Raw genomic sequence first — 18,985 nt, forward strand, 5'->3', positions numbered from 1 at the left:
GAGCGGTTTATTTTATGGAAAATAAAAAAAGAGGCAGTTTTTCCGGAGGCATAGGATTTGTACTTGCAGCAGCCGGAAGTGCGGTAGGTTTGGGAAATTTATGGAGATTCCCATATTTGGCAGCCCAGTATGGCGGCGGAATATTTATTCTTGTATATATTATTCTGGCACTTACATTTGGTTTTACACTTATGACAACAGAGATTGCAATAGGAAGAAAGACAAAGCTTAGTCCGACAAGAGCATATGGAAACATTGATAAGAGATTTGCTTTTATAGGACCGATATCATTTATAATTCCGGTAATTATTCTTCCGTATTATTGTGTAATCGGCGGATGGGTTATAAAGTATGTTACCGTATTTGCAACAGGTCAGGACATGGCGGCAGCAGACGGTTTGTTTTTTGCAAACTTTATCGGACAGGAATATGCACCGCTTGTATTTTTCTTTATCTTTTTAGGACTCACAGCACTTATAGTAGTTTTGGGTGTTGAAAAAGGTATTGAAAAAGTCAGTAAGTATCTTATGCCTGTGCTTATTCTGCTCGCTATAGTTATATGCATATATATTATGTTTATTCCGGGAGCCGGAGCCGGTATCAAGTATTATCTTCTTCCTGATTTTTCAAAGTTTTCGTTTAAGACAGTCTGTGCGGCAATGGGACAGATGTTTTACTCAATGAGCCTTGCGATGGGAATTATGATAACATATGGTTCATATACAAGAGATGACGTAAGCCTTGTGAAATCAGTAAATGGTATCGAAATTTTTGATACGGGAATTGCATTGCTGGCAGGTATGATGGTTGTTCCGGCTGTATATATTTTCAGTGGTGAAGCAGGAACTTCACAAAGTGGTGCCGGACTTATGTTTATGACACTTCCTAAAGTGTTTTCACAGATGCCTGGCGGACGATTTATCGGATTTATGTTTTTTGCACTTGTATTTCTTGCGGCACTGACAAGCTCTGTATCAATTATGGAAGCAATTACATCTATGCTTATAGACAGATTTCATATAAGCCGTGTATTAAGCTGTGCAATTATAATTGTAGTTGCGGTTGTACTCGGAATACCTTGTTCGCTTGGAAATGGAATATGGTCACATATTACAATAATGGGGATGGATTTCCTTACATTTTTTGATTTTATAAGTAACAGCCTTCTTTTACCGGTTGTGGCTTTCTTTACATGTATTATGATTGGCTGGTTTGTAGGTGCTGATTATATTATAGATGAGGCAGCAAAGAATGGTGAGAAGTTTGGAAGAGAGAAGATTTATCGTGTTATGGTTAAATATATAGCACCTGTACTTCTTCTTATAATTCTTGTGTTCTATACACTCGCACAGTTTGGAATTATAAAATATTAAAAATTTTTTTGGATAAAAAATCAAGTGCATATTTTTCACATTTGTTTTATAATAAAGCAAATGTGAATGAAGGAGCTGCTTTTATATGAACAGAAAAGGCTTTATGGTAATGCTTGGCGTTATTTTGATAAATACAATTCTTGCGATTCTTGTTGTTGTGCTTGGAATTGTAATAAAAAGCAGAATGTAATAATTAAAATTTTTATACAAAGGAAAGGGACTTCATATGAGAAAATTTCTGAATGAGTTTAAAACATTTATAAGCAGAGGCAATGTCATGGATATGGCAGTTGGTATTATCATCGGTGGTGCATTTACAAGCATAGTTACATCACTTGTCAATGATATTATCAATCCGGTTCTTGGATTGTTTGGCGGAATGAATTTTGACAAGTTGAGTGTTAATCTTCTTGGAGAAGTAACTTTATATTACGGAAAGTTTATTACAGCAGTTATTAATTTCCTTATTATGGCCTTGATAATCTTTATTATGATTAAGGCAATTAATTCTGCTTCAGAGAAGTTTTCACGTAAAGAAAAAGAGAAGCCTACAACAAAGACATGCCCATATTGCAAAACTAAGATTGCAATAGATGCAGTAAGATGTCCTAATTGTACTTCACATCTTGAAGACGGCGTCAGCAAAAGCTGACGCTATACTTTTGTAAATCAGGACAGAACATAATCATTTATTTGTAATAAAGAATTTATATATGGAGGCAGATTGTGAAAAAACAGAGAAAAAAGAAACTTATTGCGGCTGTAATTGTTGCATTTGTGTCATTGCTGATATTTGGATATATCAAATTTTTTAACGGAACATTTATTTACATTTCGACAGGATTTGGAAAAGACGGACTTTTAAAGACTGGAAATAAAAAGGCATCAGTTATGGAAGCAGATATTCTTCTTTCTGATGCAAAAAGTGAATATGAAGATTTATTTGGAACAGATATCTGGAATCAGAGTGTCGGTGATGTGAAATTTGATGAGTATGTAAAAGAACAGGTAAAAGCCAAGCTTGAACGTGTTTACTGCATGAATGTTTTAGCTGATAAAAAAGGTGTTGTACTCTCAAGAAACCAGAAGACAGCTGTATCTGATGCGGCAGAGGAATATTATAATTCATTAAGTGATGAAAAAAGGAATGAATTTAATATTACAAAAGAAAAACTTGTTAATATGTTTACCAGCTTTGCAATAGCAGATACACTATATAATGATTTGACAGATAATCTTGATATAGAAGTAAGCTATGATGAAGCGAGAGTTATAACAGTACAGTATATCTGTGCAGATACGCTTGAAGATATAAAAAAAGCACAGGAAAGACTTGATAATAAAGAAATTTTCTATGTTGTTGCAAAAGATTATAATGGTGAAGAATATGAGAGAGAATGCCGCAGAGGAGAACTTGACGAGAATTTTGAAAATGCGGCTTATAATCTGAAAAGCGGCGAAGTAAGTGATATTGTTGAATCGGATGGCAGATATTATATTATAAAATGTAACAGCGATAATGATAAATCAAAAACAGAGGCTAACAAAACAGCAATTCTTGAAAAGAGAAAACTTGAAGCATTTAACAGCGAATTTGAGTCATTTGAGGCAAAGCAGTATGTTGAATTTAATAATAAAGCATGGAATGAAATAAAGCTTACAGCAATTGGAAATATTAATGTAAAATTCGAAGAGGTATTTAACAGTCACTTGAAACAGTAGAAGGGAGAAATCTTTACATGGCTAATCAGAAGTACGATGCGTCCAGTATTTCAATTCTTGAAGGACTTGAGGCAGTAAGAAAACGTCCTGGAATGTATATTGGAAGTGTGGGAACAAAAGGTCTTAATCATCTTATATATGAAATTGCGGATAATGCCGTTGATGAGCATCTTGCTGGATATTGCAGTGAGATACGGGTAACTTTGAATAATGACGGTACAGCAACAATAAAGGATAACGGTCGTGGAATTCCTGTAGGAATTCATCCGAAAGCAGGAATACCGGCAGTTGAAGTTGTATTTACAGTGCTCCACGCAGGAGGAAAGTTTGGAGACGGCGGATATAAGATTTCCGGCGGCCTTCATGGTGTTGGTGCATCTGTTGTCAATGCACTTTCAAAGTGGCTTGAAGTTGAAATAAGAGTTGGTGGAGAAGTTTATTTCCAGAGATATGAACGCGGAAAGGCTGTTGCACCACTTGAAAAAACCGGAACATGCCGTAAAAATGATACAGGAACAACTGTAACATTTCTTCCGGATGATGAAATATTTGAAAAAACGAGATTTAAGTCAGAGGCAATAAAGAGCAGGCTGCATGAGACAGCATATCTTAATCCGGGACTTACAATTTATTTTGAAGATAAAAGACAGGGCAGTGAAGAGACAATTGAGTATAATGAGCCGGACGGAATTAAGGCATATGTAAAAGACTTAAATGAGGGAAAAGAAACAGTAACTGATATTGTTTATTTTAAAAAGAGCCAGGATGGCATAGAAGTTGAAGCTGCATTTCAGTATGTCAATGAATTTGAGGAAAATATACTGGGATTCTGTAATAATATTTATACGCAGGAAGGCGGTACACATATTACGGGATTTAAGACCAAGTTTACTATGGTAATCAACCAATATGCCAGAGAGCTTGGAATATTAAAGGATAAGGATGCCAATTTTACAGGTCTTGATGTAAGAAACGGAATGACAGCGATTGTTGCCGTAAAACATCCGGCACCAAGATTTGAAGGACAGACTAAGACAAAGCTTGATAATCCTGATGCAGGAACAGTAGTAAGTGCTGTCACTAATGATGAAGTACAGCTTTATTTTGACAGAAATATAGAGTCCTTAAAGGCTGTTATTGCATGTGCAGAAAAATCGGCAAAAATAAGAAAAGCGGAAGAAAAAGCAAAGACTAATCTTCTCACAAAACCTAAGTTTTCAATAGACAGCAACGGAAAACTTGCAAACTGTGAGAGCAAGGATGCATCAGAATGTGAAGTTTTTATCGTTGAGGGTGATTCTGCCGGAGGCTCTGCAAAAACAGCGAGAAACAGGCGTACACAGGCTATCCTGCCTATACGAGGTAAAATATTAAATGTAGAGAAAGCTTCAATAGACAAGGTTCTGGCTAACGCTGAGATAAAAACAATGATTAATTCATTCGGCTGTGGTTTCCTTGAAGGATATGGAAATGATTTTGATATAAATAAGCTCCGCTATGACAAAATTATCATTATGACGGATGCCGATGTCGATGGTGCACATATTGATACGCTCCTGCTCACATTTTTCTACAGATTTATGCCGGAACTTATTAATCAGGGACATGTATATATTGCAACACCTCCGCTCTACAGGGCTGAGATTAAAAAGGGAACAAAATCAAAGTCAAAGGGAGAATTCCAATATCTTTATGATGATAAGGCACTTGAAAAATACAGAAAAGAGCATGCTGCCGGTTCATTTACGCTTCAAAGATACAAGGGTCTTGGTGAGATGGATCCTGACCAGCTCTGGGAGACAACGCTTAATCCTGAAACGCGGATTTTAAAGCAGGTAGAAATAGAGGATGCAAGACTTGCAGCAGAAGTAACTTCAATGCTTATGGGCAGTGATGTTTCGCCGAGAAGGCAGTTTATTTATACACATGCTGAAGAGGCAGAAATAGATGCCTGATTTTAATATATAATTTTAAGTATAAAAATATTATCTTATAACGGAAAGATTGAGGAAAAAAGACAATGGCAGAAAATATCGTTAAGACCGAATATTCGGAACTTATGCAGAAGTCTTATATAGATTATTCCATGAGCGTAATTACAGCAAGGGCACTTCCTGATGTAAGAGATGGTTTGAAACCGGTACAGAGACGTGTTCTTTATGCTATGGACCAGCTTGGACTTAATTATGACAAACCGCATAGAAAATCGGCACGTATTGTCGGTGATGCAATGGGTAAATATCATCCACATGGTGACAGCTCAATTTATGAGACACTTGTTGTAATGTCCCAGGATTTTAAGAAGGGCATGGCACTTGTTGACGGGCATGGTAATTTTGGCTCTATAGAGGGTGATGGTGCCGCCGCTATGCGATATACAGAAGCTAAATTAAAGAAATTTACACAGGATGTATATCTTGCCGACCTGGACAAAGATGTAGTTGATTTTATTCCAAACTTTGATGAAACTGAAAAAGAGCCGGCGGTTCTTCCTGTAAGAGTTCCAAACCTTCTTGTAAATGGTGCTGATGGCATCGCAGTAGGAATGACTACTAATATTCCTACACATAATCTTGGAGAGGTTATAGATGCGGTATGTGCATACATGGATAATGTAAATATTACCACGCAGGAACTTATGCAATACTGCCCGGGACCTGATTTTCCGACAGGGGGTCTTGTTGTAAATAAGAGTGAACTTCCGGCAATATATGAGACAGGAACAGGCAAAATAAAGTTAAGAGGCAAGGTGGTATTTGAGCCTGCACAAAAGCGTGGTGAAAAAGACAAACTTGTGATAACTGAGATTCCATATACTATGATTGGTGCCAATATCGGCAAATTTATATCGGATGTTGTTGAGCTTATCGAGAGCAAAAAAGCAACGGATATTGTTGATATTTCAAATGAATCTTCAAAAGAGGGAATTCGTATTGTACTTGAATTAAAGAAAAATGCTGATGTAGAAAATCTAAAAAATCTTTTGTATAAAAAGACAAAACTTGAAGATACATTTGGCGTAAATATGCTTGCAATTGTTGACGGACGTCCGGAAACACTTGGAATTAAAAAAATAATAGAGCATCATATCAATTTTCAGTATGAAATAGCAACAAGAAAATATACAACACTTCTTAATAAAGAGCTTGCAAATAAAGAAATTAAAGAAGGTCTTATACGTGCATGTGATATAATTGACCTTATAATTGAGATTTTAAGAGGAAGCACTAATCTGAAAATGGCAAAAGAGTGTCTGATGACAGGTAATGCTGAGGGCATAAAATTCAAGTCGGAAGCGTCAAAAAAACAGGCTTCACAGCTCGATTTTACTGAGAGACAGGCATCTGCAATACTTGAGATGCGTCTTTATAAACTTATAGGTCTTGAAATACTTGCATTGCAAAAAGAATATGATGAAGCTTGTAAAAAGATTGCCAGATATGAGAAAATTCTTGGCAGCAGAAAAGAAATGGCAAAAGTCATTAAAGAAGATTTAATGAAAATCAAGAAAGAATATTCAGTTGGCAGACGCACAGTTATAGAAGACGGAAAAGAAGCAGTATTTATAGAAAAAAAGATACCTGAACAGGAAGTAATGTTTATTATGGACCGTTTTGGATATGCAAAAACAATTGATATGGCTGCATATGAGAGAAATAAAGAAGCTGTCCACAATGAATATAAGTATATTTTCTCATGTATGAATACAGATAAAATCTGTATTTTTACTGATAATGGCATGCTGCATCAGATTAAAGTTAAGGATATACCATTTTCTACAAAATTTAGGGATAAAGGTACACCAATTGATAATCTCGGCAATTATGACAGCAGTGGTGAACGCATAATTTATCTTTGTGCTTCAGAAAGAATAAGACAGAAAAGGCTTCTGTTTGTTACAAAACTTGGAATGATGAAGCTTGTTGATACATCTGAATTTGATGTTATGAAAAAAACGGTTGCATCAACAAAACTTACAGATGGTGATGAACTTATAGGAATTTATGAAACTGATGCGAGGACAGAGGTTCTGTCCAAGTTTAATTACGACGGGACAGTTGGCGAAGAAGAGGTCGTTTCAAGTGACCAGAATATTATATTACAGACTGCAAACGGTGTATTTTTGAAATTTCCGCTTACAGATGTTCCTCAGAAGAAGAAAAATGCAGTCGGTGTGCGTGGCATAAAACTTGGCAGTGATGATTATATCGAAGATGTATATATACTTACAAATGGTGATGAATTATCAATGGATTATAAAGGAAAAATGCTTGATTTTGGAAAAATGAAAATGGCACACAGGGATACTAAGGGGACGAAAGTCCGTAGATAAAAATTGAATAATAATTAGAAAAATCAGATATTTTTTTGCCTCGGGATTTTACAATCCAATATGCAAAAAAATATCTGATTTTTTAATACAATGATTTTATCTGCGGACTTTACCTGCCAATATGCAAAAAAAATATCTGATTTTTAATACAATGATTTTATCTGCGGACTTTGTCCGGGTCAGGCAGGAAAATTGCTGCTTTTCATGTAGTCATCATAGATGGCAATGACTTTATTCATTACGTCAGCACCTGGAGCACCGAGAGTAAGACGTTTTTCTACACATGTCTTTAAGCTGATTGCATCATAAATGTCATTTTCAAATACAGGGCTGATTTTTTTATACTCGTCAAGAGAAAGGTCGTCAAGAGCAATTCCTTTGTCGATGCATAAAAGAACGAGCTGGCCAACAATACCATGTGCATCACGGAAAGGGACCCCTTTCTTTACGAGATAGTCAGCGGCATCTGTAGCATTAGTGAAGCCCTTCTTTGCACTGTCTTCCATACGGGCCGGGTTGAATTTCATTGTGTCAATCATGCCTTTGAAGAGGCTTACACAGCCTTTGACAGTATCAATGGCATCAAATGAGAGCTCTTTATCTTCCTGCATGTCTTTATTGTATGCAAGAGGAATTCCTTTCATTGTAGTAAGAAGACTTATCAAAGCACCGTAAACACGGCCTGTCTTTCCTCTTACAAGTTCTGCAATATCCGGATTTTTCTTTTGAGGCATAATGCTTGAACCTGTGCTGTAAGCATCGTCTAACTCGATGAATTTATATTCATTTGAATTCCAGATACAGATTTCCTCTGAAAAGCGGCTGAGGTGCATCATTATAGTTGAAAGTGCATTTAAAAACTCAATAAGGTAATCCCTGTCTGAAACAGAATCCATACTGTTTAATGTAGGACCATAAAAGTCAAGAAGTTTGGCAGTCATCTCGCGGTCAAGAGGATAAGTTGTTCCGGCAAGTGCACCTGCTCCGAGAGGGCAGTAGTTCATTCTCTTGTAAATGTCGGCAAGTCTGCTTCTGTCACGCTTGAACATTTCAAAGTAAGCACCAAAATGGTGAGCAACAGTAACAGGCTGTGCTTTCTGAAGATGGGTGAATCCAGGCATGTAAGTGTGTACATTTTCTTTGATGATTCTTAAAATAACTTCCATGAGAGCTTTTACTTCATTGTCAATGTTTTTAACTTCATCTCTTGTATATAATCTCATATCAAGGGCAACCTGGTCATTTCTGCTTCGTCCTGTGTGAAGTTTTTTGCCGGCATCACCAATTCTTTCAATTAATGTTGCTTCCATAAATGTGTGGATATCTTCGTATTCATCCGTGATTTCAAGCTTTCCGCTCTCTATATCAGCAAGTATAGAAGTAAGACCATCTTGAATCTTAGTGCTTTCTTCCTCAGAGATAATTCCTGCTGCACCAAGCATTTTTGCGTGTGCAATGCTTCCCTGAATGTCCTGTTTGTAAAATTTCTGGTCAAAAGAAATAGATGCATTGAAATTATTTACAAGTTTATCAGTTTCTTTTGTGAAGCGTCCGCCCCAAAGTTTCATATTATTGTTCCTCCGTAGTGTTAGTATCCGATTCTGTAAGAGAATCATTATTTGCATGATTGTTGAAAATAACAATGAGCTTCTGTTTGAGTTTTTTATCTATGCCACGCCGTTTTGCAACAGCAGTGCCAATTAATATAATAATGCATATAAATGTAATAATGCAACCCTTAATAAGATTTACTGGCATAAATTTCAATTTTACGCTGTGGGTGCCTTTAGTAATATCAACTGCAAGCAGTGCATCTGCTATGCTGTATGTGCTGCATTTTTTGCCATCAATATATACAGACCAGCCTTTGTCGTAAGGTATTGAAAAAAGAAAAGTTCCGTCGTTGTCACATGTTACCGAACCTGTAAAGCCTGTTGAATTCCATTTTTCTACCTGAAATGAATTGTTGTTTAAAATATTATATGCCTGTTTAAATTTATTTTCGTTTAAAATGTATACATGAAGATTCATTGATGTTTCGGCATTTACATTGATCGAGTCGCCGGCATTGACATATCCGATATCAACTGTCCTGTTACCGTTTTTTAATCCTGAATATCCGGTTGTATTTCCATTGATTGTAACGCCGATGTTATCAACACCTTCCTTTTGGATTACAAGATACATATGTCCGCTTGATGACGGCGAAAATGTCACATCAATCTGTGACGGATATACAAAGCATTCAGTAAATGTATCCTTAACTCCTGTCAATGCTTCAATAAGCGAATTCTGGTTTTCAATTCCGTTATAAATAGTGTCGGGTTTCCATTTCTCAGAAAGATTTCCGTCTGAAACATATCCGGCCGGAAGAGTATATTCATTTTTATATATAAATTCTCCGTCATACCCATTGTAATAAGTTCTTAGTGAATCTGTTGAAAGAAGTTTATTGCTTATAAGATATTTAACGGAAAAAAGTGAGTTGGTCACGATTGTTGAACCGTCATATCCGTAAGCATTAGTCGAACTTACCATTCCAAGATATTTGTAAAGCTGTGACATTCCGGCACTGCATGTTGATGAAAATGTCGATATAGTATGGTAATTGTGCCATGCACCGTCATTTTTGCTCCTTGCACCTGTTATTTTATCCATGCGGTAGAAAGAGTCGTCGTTGTCAGAAACATCAGAGGTGACTGTTTTTACGGCATTATAATCAAGCAGATATGCTGTGCGGCTTGTTGTTCCAAGCCCTGTAGATTCCATATTAATAGTACATTCAACAACACTTATACATAAAACGGCAAAAAATATGACCGGAATTTTGAAATTCTTTGTCTTTTTTAGATATATGAGCAATGCATAAATCAAAATAAAAGCACCGCTTATATAAAATATTTTAAAATCGTAGGTGTCGCTGTCTTTAAATATCTGTTCTGCAAGCACAAGGAATATAATTGAAAACCATACTGAGGCACTAATCTGTTTTACAGTTGACTGCCTTATCCGGTAAAAGGCCTCATAGCTCATGCTTAAAAGAAAGAATATATAAATAAATGACTGACGGCATGGAAGGCTGTTTGGATAGTGGAAACCATGCCATATAAAGTTAGGTATATTAAGATTAAATGCAAGTAAAAATACGAGAAGTATAATGCATTTACCAATTTTTTCAGCCGGTTTAATTTTTTTATTCATTATATAAAGTGGTATTAGTAAAAAAACAGCAACACCACAGTATATATTAGGATAATGTTCAAGGCCGAGATGAACCGGAACATTAATCAGTTGTCTTACAAGCATTTCCATTACCGAAAAATAGGATGTAAGTTTTGTCGGAAATGAAGTAGATGAGGAAGCTGACAGTGAAAAAGTATACATTTCCGGGAGAAGCAGGCATGCGGCAAGTCCTCCGGCTATCAGTGAATAAAAAATCCAGCGTAATATCTTTTTAATATATATTCCAAATGATTTGTCACCGTCATATGCAATCATAAGTACAATGAAATACAGGCATACACTTATGCAGACCATAATTGAAATATAATAATTTGTAAAAATACATAAACCAAGGCTTATGCAGTACAAATAGCATTTATTTTCATCTACAAGTTTTTCAAGACCCAGCATTATAAGCGGAATAAGCACTATGCAGTCAAGCCACATAATGTTCCAGCTGTATGCAGCACTGTAAGCTGATAACGCATAAAACATGCCAAAAAGTGCAATTGTACATTTTTTTGTATGAAAATGTTTTGAAATATAATATGAAAATGTTACAGATGAGGCACAAAGCTTCATAACGATAAGCATATTCATAATTTCAATCATATATTTCTGTGGCAGCAGTGCTATAAGCCAGTTTATGGGACTTGCAAGGTAATATGCAAAAAGTGATGTGAAATTGACCCCCATGCCGATATCCCATGAATACAGGAGTGTATCACCTGTACGCAGTTTGTGCCATAATTCAGAATAAAATGGTGCATACTGGTGATACATATCTGAGCGTAGATAGCAGTCATTTCCGAAAGGAAAGATGTCACGCAGATAATATAATGCAAGAAAAATAAGTGCCGGTATGCAAAAAGACAGAATAAATGTAATATTGCCGGCGGGAATTGACGTAGATGTATTATCAATCAGGCTGAAATTAAAACTTTTTTTCTTGTTTTCTTTATTAACAGTTTCCAATGTAAACCTCCAAGTTTATGATACATTTTTATAATTAATAATTGTACTATATTTTTGTATTATTTGCACTTGTATTATTAAAAATATTTAGGTAAAATATAAATGTACGTCAATGGGTTATTAATTCTTTAGGGGAATTAAGGAGATGTACAATGAGTTATATAAAAAAATATATAAATAAACTATATCTGAGGTTTGGTTATAAAACAAAATATATATATGGGGCATTATTTGTACTGGCTGCATGTATTATATGTTGTTTTTTACGTTTTACAGAATCAGAAAGTGAAAATGGCAGCATAAAAGATTATAATATGTCGCAAACCACAGCTGTTATTTCGGATGCTTCTGCATATGACGGAACAAAATCATATGAAGAAAAAGAGGAGAATATCTGTGTATATGTATGCGGCAGTGTTAATAATCCCGGTGTCTATGAGGCAGCAAAAGATGCAAGGATATATGAAATTGTAGATATGGCAGGCGGAATGACACAAGGAGCTGTTCCTGAAAGTATTAATATGGCAGGCTATGTGTCAGATGGGCAGATGATTTATATTCCCGGTGAACAGGATATATCATCAGGCGGTGTGACACCAGCTGGAAACAGCACAGAGATGTCGAATGTAAAACTGATAAATATAAACACCGCAGGTGTAAGTGAACTTATGACGCTTCCGGGAATAGGAGAGTCAAGAGCTAATGATATAATCCGTTACAGGACGGAAAATGGTGGATTTGGATGTATTGAAGATATAAAAAAGGTAAGCGGCATAAAAGATGCTGCGTATTCTAAAATAAAAGATTTGATACAAGTGTGAATTTTTGTGGAGGATATAAAATAATGGCTGTAAAAGTATTGGTTGTAGATGATGAAAAGCTTATTGTTAAAGGACTCAAGTTCAGTCTTGAGCAGGATGACATGGAAGTTGAATGTGCATATGACGGGGAGGAAGCACTTGAGTATGCAAAGAATAACCAATATGATATTATTCTTCTTGATATAATGCTTCCAAAACTTGACGGAATGCAGGTATGCCAGCAGATACGTGAATTTTCCAATATTCCTATTATAATGCTTACAGCAAAAGGCGATGATATGGATAAAATTCTCGGACTTGAGTATGGTGCCGATGATTATGTGACAAAACCATTTAATATTCTTGAAGTAAAAGCAAGAATGAAAGCAATATTAAGAAGAAATAATAAGTCAGGAAGCAAACCGGTACAGACCAACATTATAAATGCAGCTGATATGAAGCTTGACTGTGACAGCAGAAGTCTTTATATCGCAGGCAGAGAGATTAATCTTACATCAAGGGAATTTGATATATTGGAGCTTCTTGTTAAAAATCCGGGTAAAGTATACAGCCGTGATAATCTTTTAAAGAAAGTATGGGGTGAAGAGTATCCTGGAGATGCCAGAACAGTGGATGTACACGTAAGAAGGCTTCGTGAGAAAATAGAGTCAAATCCAAGTGAACCAAAATATGTTCATACACGCTGGGGGGTAGGTTATTATTACAATGCCTGATAATATTAAAAATAATAAAAGAACAGATGATTTTAATAAAGTAAAAAAGAATTTCAAAAATCTGCTTTTCAGAATGAAAAGCACAAAGACGTGGATATTTATATTTTTTGTTGGTCTGCTTGCAGCAGTTATGATAATTGTTGAAAATGTGTCATATTATTTCTTTCAAAAAAATCTCATCGAAATAGAAATGGCACAGCTGCAGACAAGTGCTGCAGTCATGTCAGGAGAATTCTCTTCATATGCTTCATTTAGTGAAGCAGAAAAAAACGGAGTATATGAAAGAATGCGGCGATATTCTGCTATGAATTCAGTGAGAATAAGGGTTATTGATGAAAGATTTGTGATTGTTTCTGATTCTTATCTTGTAGAATATGGTAGAAACATAATTAATTCCAATGTTATTAATTCATTTACAACAGGAAAAAGTATCTCATTTTATGACAGAAAAAATACCAATATTGAGGTTGCTGTTCCGATAAACGGAACTGACGGGAGCATACTTGGCGTACTTGTTGTGAGCAAAGACCTTGATGAAGTATATAAGAACAGTGTAAATGATAACATATTTACAGTTATGGTTGCAGTTATTGCAGTTGCTGTTATTCTGGTTCTGCTTTTTGAGAGAGGAATAGGAAAATCCTATAGAAAAGCATATAAGATAGTTGAAGATGTTGCAAACGGACATACAGATAAGAGAATACCTGTAAAAGGAAGCTATGAGTTAAGGCAGTTTGCAAAAGATTTTAATAATATAATGGACAGGGCAGGTATGCTTGATGAAAGCAGGCAGGAATTTGTATCTAACGTGTCACATGAATTAAAAACGCCTATTACTTCAATAAAGGTACTTGCTGATTCACTTAATATGCAGGATGATGTTCCGATTGAGCTTTATAAAGAATTCATGCAGGATATTACTAATGAAATTGACAGAGAGAGTAAGATTATTGAAGATTTACTCTCTCTTGTAAAGATGGACAAGTCGGCAGCTGTTATGAATATAAGCTCTGTTAATGTCAACGAAATGCTTGAAATAGTATTAAAGAGATTAAAACCTATTGCACAAAAGAAGAATGTTGAACTTCTTTTTGAAAGTTTCAGACCTGTCGTTGCAGAGATTGATGAAGTCAAGTTTACACTGGTAATATCAAATCTTGTAGAAAATGCAATAAAGTATAATGTCAGCGATGGCTGGGTACATGTGTCTCTTAATGCGGATTATCAATATTTTTATGTGCGTGTTGAAGATTCAGGTATTGGAATACCGAAAGAGAGCCAGGATCTTGTATTTGACAGATTTTACAGGGTTGATAAAGCACGTTCAAGACAGACCGGAGGCACAGGTCTTGGACTTGCAATTGTACAGAATATTGTTCTTTTGCATCATGGCACAATAAAACTTCATAGTGAAGAAGGAACTGGAACAACATTTACAGTCCGTATTCCGCTTAACTATGTAGGATGACAGGATAAGAATAATAAGAGGGAATAAGTATGAGGTCATTGTTAAAAAAAATAACAGGAATATGTCTTTTGACGGTAATATCTGTATGCATGATTATTCCGTCAGCAGGTTGTTCCACGAAAAATGCAAAAAATAAATATAAACTATTTTATAAAAATGCTTCATCAAACAAACTTGTGACTGTTGATTACAGCACACAGACACAGGAGTTAGATGAGCTTGTGCCGGAACTTCTTAATAAGATGAACCAGAAGGTGAAAAATAAAAAATTAAGTATTTTAAAACCGGAAGAAGTAAATATTGAGAAGTGCGATATAAAAAATAATACAGTAAATATTTATTTTAATAATGGATATAATGATATGTCGGAATATGATGAATTATTTTATCGTGCCGGAGTTGTAAAAATGCTGACGCAGATTCACGATATAAGTTATGTCAAGTTCTATGTAGGCGATTCACAGGCAAAATATAAAGATGGTTCGTATATAGGGCTTATGACAAAAGACAGTTTTGTAGATGATACAAATGAGTCACTTGGAAATATTGAATGGAGAAAAGTGGATTTGTATTATTCTAATAAAATGGGAGATAAGCTTGTGAAAAAGGTAGAAAGTGTCGCTTACAGCAAAAATACGTCTCTTGAAAGAATAATAGTTGAACAGCTTATAAAAGGACCGGGAGATTCGACAATGAATTCAACACTTCCATCTGATTTAAAGCTGCTTAGTATATCAGTGAGTGATGGCATATGTTACGTTAATTTAAGCTCATCATTTTTAACTGAGATGGTAAATGTAACCAGTGAGATTCCTGTATATTCGATAGTCAATTCACTTTGCAGCCTTGGTAATATAAGCGGTGTAAAAATAATGATTAATGGTGATTCGGCGAAGAGTTACAGGGAGAGCATAAGTCTTGAAAATGTCTTGAAATTTAACAGTGAGGTGATTAGCTCATAAAAAGACCGATGGTATTGCTGGCTGTACTTTTTCTGGCAGCAGATGTAAGCACAGCCTGCACAGGTTATTGGTTTGTGGCAGCAGCCGTAGTTACATATTTAATTGCGGCTGCCATTGTTCACAAAAATAAATTCTTTTGCTATTTTGGCATCTTTTTTACATTTTGTATCTATTGTGCCTTTATGACGGCACAGTCGGAAAACAGTTCAATGATTGATATGTATAATAAAACACAGGCAGTTATTACAGGGACAGTTTCCAGAATAAATAATACCGGATATGGAAAAAGTATCACATTAAAAGAATGTGAAATAAAAACAGAATATGGAAATTTGTACGAAAATGTAATTGTATATGTAAATAATGATGAAGTTTTCATAAAAGAAGGCTTTGTAATAGAAGTAAGCGGAAGTATAAGAAAATTTGAAAAGGCAAGAAATGAAGGAATGTTTGATGCGTATACTTATTACAAATCAAACGGAATTGCATACAGATGTGAAGCCGGCAAAATAGTAGTTACAGGGCAGAAAAACTCAATTGAATATATAATGCCTGAAATAAAAAATAAAATAAATAATATATATGAAAAAATTACAGATAACGAAACAAAAGGATTTCTTAATGCTGTAATTCTTGGAGATAAATCAGAAATAGATGATGAAATGTATGAGCTTTACAGAAACAATGGAATAGCACATATACTTGCAATAAGCGGGCTTCATATAACATTTCTTGCGTCATTTGTTTATAATATGTTAAGGAAACGTGGACTTGCATTTTTTCCAGCATTTGGAATATGTGCTTTATTTCTTGTATTTTATAGCATTATGACAGGGAATTCTGTGTCTGCAAAAAGAGCAGTAATAATGTATATGGTCAAAATGGGAGCTGAGTTTGCCGGAAGGACATATGATACATTGTCATCACTTGCATTTGCAATGATTATTATATGTGCCGAAAATGTAAATATTATATATAATCCCGGATTTTTATTGTCATTCACAGCAATAGCAGGCATTGCTATATTTTGTCCGGCTGTAGTAAAAAGCATGAAAAAAATAATAAAAACTCAGAATAAATATATTAGTAAGATTATAGAAATGGTTTCTGTGAGTGTGGGGATAAGTGTTTTTATGATGCCTCTTATAGCATATAATTATTTTGAGATTCCGTTGTATGCACCATTTCTTAATCTGATAATTATTCCGTTAATGTCAGTCGTAATATTATGTGCTGTGGCAGCAGTCATGCTGTCATTTATATCAATGAGTGCAGCATCTTTTATAATTGGTGCTGTAAGCATAATAATAAAGTTGTATACAGCATTTTGTAAAATTATAAATATCATGCCGTATAGCAGAATTATAACAGGCAGACCTGAAAAATCATCATGTATTATTTTTTATATAATATTAATTATTATGTCGGCGGCAATATTAAATAATAAAAAAATTATTATGAAAAAATTTCCGCTTATAATAATTGTATCAATAATTATATTGTTTGCAAAGGATACGAAAACAGTTGAGGCTGATTTTATTGATGTCGGGCAGGGTGACAGCATTTTAGTCAGGGAAAAATCGGGAACAGTAATGTTATTTGACGGAGGAAGTTCGGATATAAAAAATGTAGGTGAAAAAAGAATATATCCGCTTATAAAATGCAAAGGAATTAAAAAAATTGATTATATATTTATAAGCCATACGGACAATGATCATATAAATGGAATTATGGAACTTATAGAATTAAGCGGAAGTGATTTAAAAATAAAGAATATAATACTTCCATTAATAAAAAATGCTTCACAGGATGAAAATTATAATAATATAATAAAAAAATCATGTGAAAAAGGAATAAATATTAATTATGTAAATACGGGAAGTAAATTTAATTTAAAAAATGATTTTTCGGTAACATGTATTCATCCTGATAATGGATATATATATTCGGATGCCAATGATTATTCCGCAGTATACATATTAAAAAAAGATGATTTTAAAATGCTTCTGACAGGTGATATAGAAAAAAAGGCAGAGGATAATATTTTAAAAAATAAAGATGTAAGAGAAGAATTGAAAAATATGACTGTGCTGAAGGCTGCACATCATGGTTCTGCATCATCATCCGGTGAAGAATTTATAAAACTTGTAAACCCTGAGGTCACGGTTATCTCATGTGGAATCAATAACAGATACGGACATCCAAAAGAGAGTACACTTGAAATGTTGAAAAAATATAACAGCGATATTTATGTGACAAAGGAATGTGGGCAGGTTATGATAAGGTATACGAAAGACAAATTTTACGTCAAAACATTGTAAATAGGTAAAAAATAAGATACAATTGCCTCTGACGCAAAGTTTGTATGTCTGAAAGAGAAGAAAAATTGTATGAAAATAATAAATGAACATATAAAATCAAATGAATATAAAAATGTATATCTTTTATATGGTGATGAGCCGTATCTTAAAAAGCAGTACAGGGATAAATTAAAGCAGGCAATTGCCGGTGATGACACCATGAATTATTCTTATTATGAAGGCGATAAGATATCTGTAAAAGAGATAAAAGATATGGGCGATACGCTTCCATTTTTTGCAGAGCACAGATTGATAGTGGTTGAAAACAGTGGATTTTTCAAATCATCAAATGATGAACTTGCCGATTATATAAGAAATATTCCGGATTATCTTATTATTATATTTGTTGAGACGGAAGTTGATAAAAGAAATAAAGTTTATAAAGCAGTTAATGATATTGGATATATTTCCGAGATGAAACAGCAGACTCCTGCCGTTCTGGAAAAATGGATAGCAGGTCTTTTAAAAGCAGAAGGAAAAGCTATAACAAGACCGGCTGCAGAACTTATTCTTAATAAAACAGGAGCTTCGATGAATCTGATAAGAGCAGAACTTGATAAGATAATAAGTTATTGCGGAGACAGAAATGAAGTGACTGAAAAAGATATAGAGGATATATGTACAACGCAGACAGTAAGCCGTATTTTTGATATGATAGCTGCGATTGCATCAAAAAAACAGCAGCAGGCACTTGAATTATATTATGACCTTCTTACGCTCAAAGAGCCGCCGATGCGTATATTATATCTTATAGTAAGACAGTTTAACGGGATTTTTCAGGTGCAGGAAGAACTTAATCATGGACGGAGTAATGCCGACATTGCAAGAACAATGGGAGCAGCACCATTTATAGTAAATAAATATGCCGCACAGGCTAAAAATTTTACTCCGTCACAGTTAAAAGAAGTACTTGCTGATTGTGCCCAGGCAGAAGAAGACGTAAAAACAGGCAGACTTAATGAAAAAATGGCAGTAGAATTGATAATAGTTAAATATTCTGCTAAAAATAAAAAGTAAAATCCAGAAAGACTTTTAT

Annotated in this window: 13 protein-coding genes; 11 read left to right on the top strand and 2 right to left on the bottom strand. The window is 34.7% G+C overall.

Translation table 11 applies throughout. From position 1 onward, the window contains the following. Positions 1–14: 14 nt before the first annotated feature. From H8S01_RS09845 to H8S01_RS09865, 5 genes are all read left to right on the top strand, one after another. Complete coding sequence (locus tag H8S01_RS09845; RefSeq protein ID WP_186837067.1) at positions 15–1,373, top strand: sodium-dependent transporter; 1,359 nt, start codon at positions 15–17, stop codon at positions 1,371–1,373. A gap of 226 nt (positions 1,374–1,599) precedes the next feature. After that, a complete protein-coding gene (gene mscL / locus H8S01_RS09850) occupies positions 1,600–2,025 on the top strand; it encodes a large conductance mechanosensitive channel protein MscL (RefSeq protein WP_021866591.1) in 426 nt (141 codons plus the stop codon). Positions 2,026–2,099: 74 nt separating this feature from the next. Beyond that, entirely contained in the window at positions 2,100–3,095 is a 996-nt protein-coding gene (locus H8S01_RS14310) for a peptidylprolyl isomerase (RefSeq protein ID WP_186837068.1), read from the top strand. A 17-nt stretch (positions 3,096–3,112) separates the two neighbouring features. After that, complete coding sequence (locus tag H8S01_RS09860) at positions 3,113–5,050, top strand: DNA gyrase/topoisomerase IV subunit B (protein ID WP_021866589.1); 1,938 nt, start codon at positions 3,113–3,115, stop codon at positions 5,048–5,050. Positions 5,051–5,115: 65 nt separating this feature from the next. Further along, the gene (locus H8S01_RS09865) at positions 5,116–7,428 is read left to right on the top strand and encodes a DNA gyrase/topoisomerase IV subunit A (RefSeq protein ID WP_186837069.1); all 2,313 of its coding nucleotides are present in this window, start codon (positions 5,116–5,118) and stop codon (positions 7,426–7,428) included. Positions 7,429–7,607: 179 nt separating this feature from the next. On the opposite strand, the gene argH is transcribed toward H8S01_RS09865, so the two are convergent. Both argH and H8S01_RS09875 read right to left on the bottom strand, forming a co-directional pair. Continuing rightward, positions 7,608–8,996 carry an argininosuccinate lyase gene (argH, locus tag H8S01_RS09870; protein ID WP_186837070.1) on the bottom strand — a complete coding sequence of 463 codons (1,389 nt, stop codon included), beginning with the start codon at positions 8,994–8,996 and terminating at the stop codon, positions 7,608–7,610. Position 8,997: 1 nt separating this feature from the next. Beyond that, a complete protein-coding gene (locus tag H8S01_RS09875) occupies positions 8,998–11,625 on the bottom strand; it encodes a YfhO family protein (protein ID WP_186837071.1) in 2,628 nt (875 codons plus the stop codon). Positions 11,626–11,777: 152 nt separating this feature from the next. Between H8S01_RS09875 and H8S01_RS09880 the strand changes: the two genes are divergently transcribed. The 6 genes from H8S01_RS09880 to holA all read left to right on the top strand — a co-directional run bounded on the left by H8S01_RS09880 (position 11,778) and on the right by holA (position 18,966). Beyond that, entirely contained in the window at positions 11,778–12,446 is a 669-nt protein-coding gene (locus tag H8S01_RS09880; RefSeq protein WP_186837072.1) for a helix-hairpin-helix domain-containing protein, read from the top strand. 23 nt (positions 12,447–12,469) lie between these two features. Continuing rightward, positions 12,470–13,159, top strand: a complete 690-nt coding sequence (locus H8S01_RS09885) for a response regulator transcription factor (protein WP_021866584.1) — start codon at positions 12,470–12,472, stop codon at positions 13,157–13,159. Continuing rightward, entirely contained in the window at positions 13,152–14,627 is a 1,476-nt protein-coding gene (locus tag H8S01_RS09890) for a sensor histidine kinase (RefSeq protein WP_021866583.1), read from the top strand. The genes H8S01_RS09885 and H8S01_RS09890 overlap by 8 nt, the downstream gene beginning before the upstream one ends. Positions 14,628–14,656: 29 nt before the next feature. Next, the gene (locus tag H8S01_RS09895) at positions 14,657–15,589 is read left to right on the top strand and encodes a GerMN domain-containing protein (RefSeq protein WP_186837073.1); all 933 of its coding nucleotides are present in this window, start codon (positions 14,657–14,659) and stop codon (positions 15,587–15,589) included. An 8-nt stretch (positions 15,590–15,597) separates the two neighbouring features. Beyond that, positions 15,598–17,910, top strand: a complete 2,313-nt coding sequence (locus tag H8S01_RS09900) for a DNA internalization-related competence protein ComEC/Rec2 (protein WP_186837074.1) — start codon at positions 15,598–15,600, stop codon at positions 17,908–17,910. 69 nt (positions 17,911–17,979) lie between these two features. Then, positions 17,980–18,966 (top strand): DNA polymerase III subunit delta, encoded by a 987-nt coding sequence (gene holA / locus H8S01_RS09905; protein ID WP_186837075.1) that lies wholly within the window; start codon positions 17,980–17,982, stop codon positions 18,964–18,966. The last annotated feature ends 19 nt before the right edge of the window (positions 18,967–18,985 follow it).

The sequence above is a fragment of the Lachnospira hominis (ex Liu et al. 2021) genome (assembly GCF_014287955.1).
In the GTDB taxonomy this organism is placed as follows: Bacteria; Bacillota; Clostridia; order Lachnospirales; family Lachnospiraceae; genus Lachnospira; species Lachnospira hominis.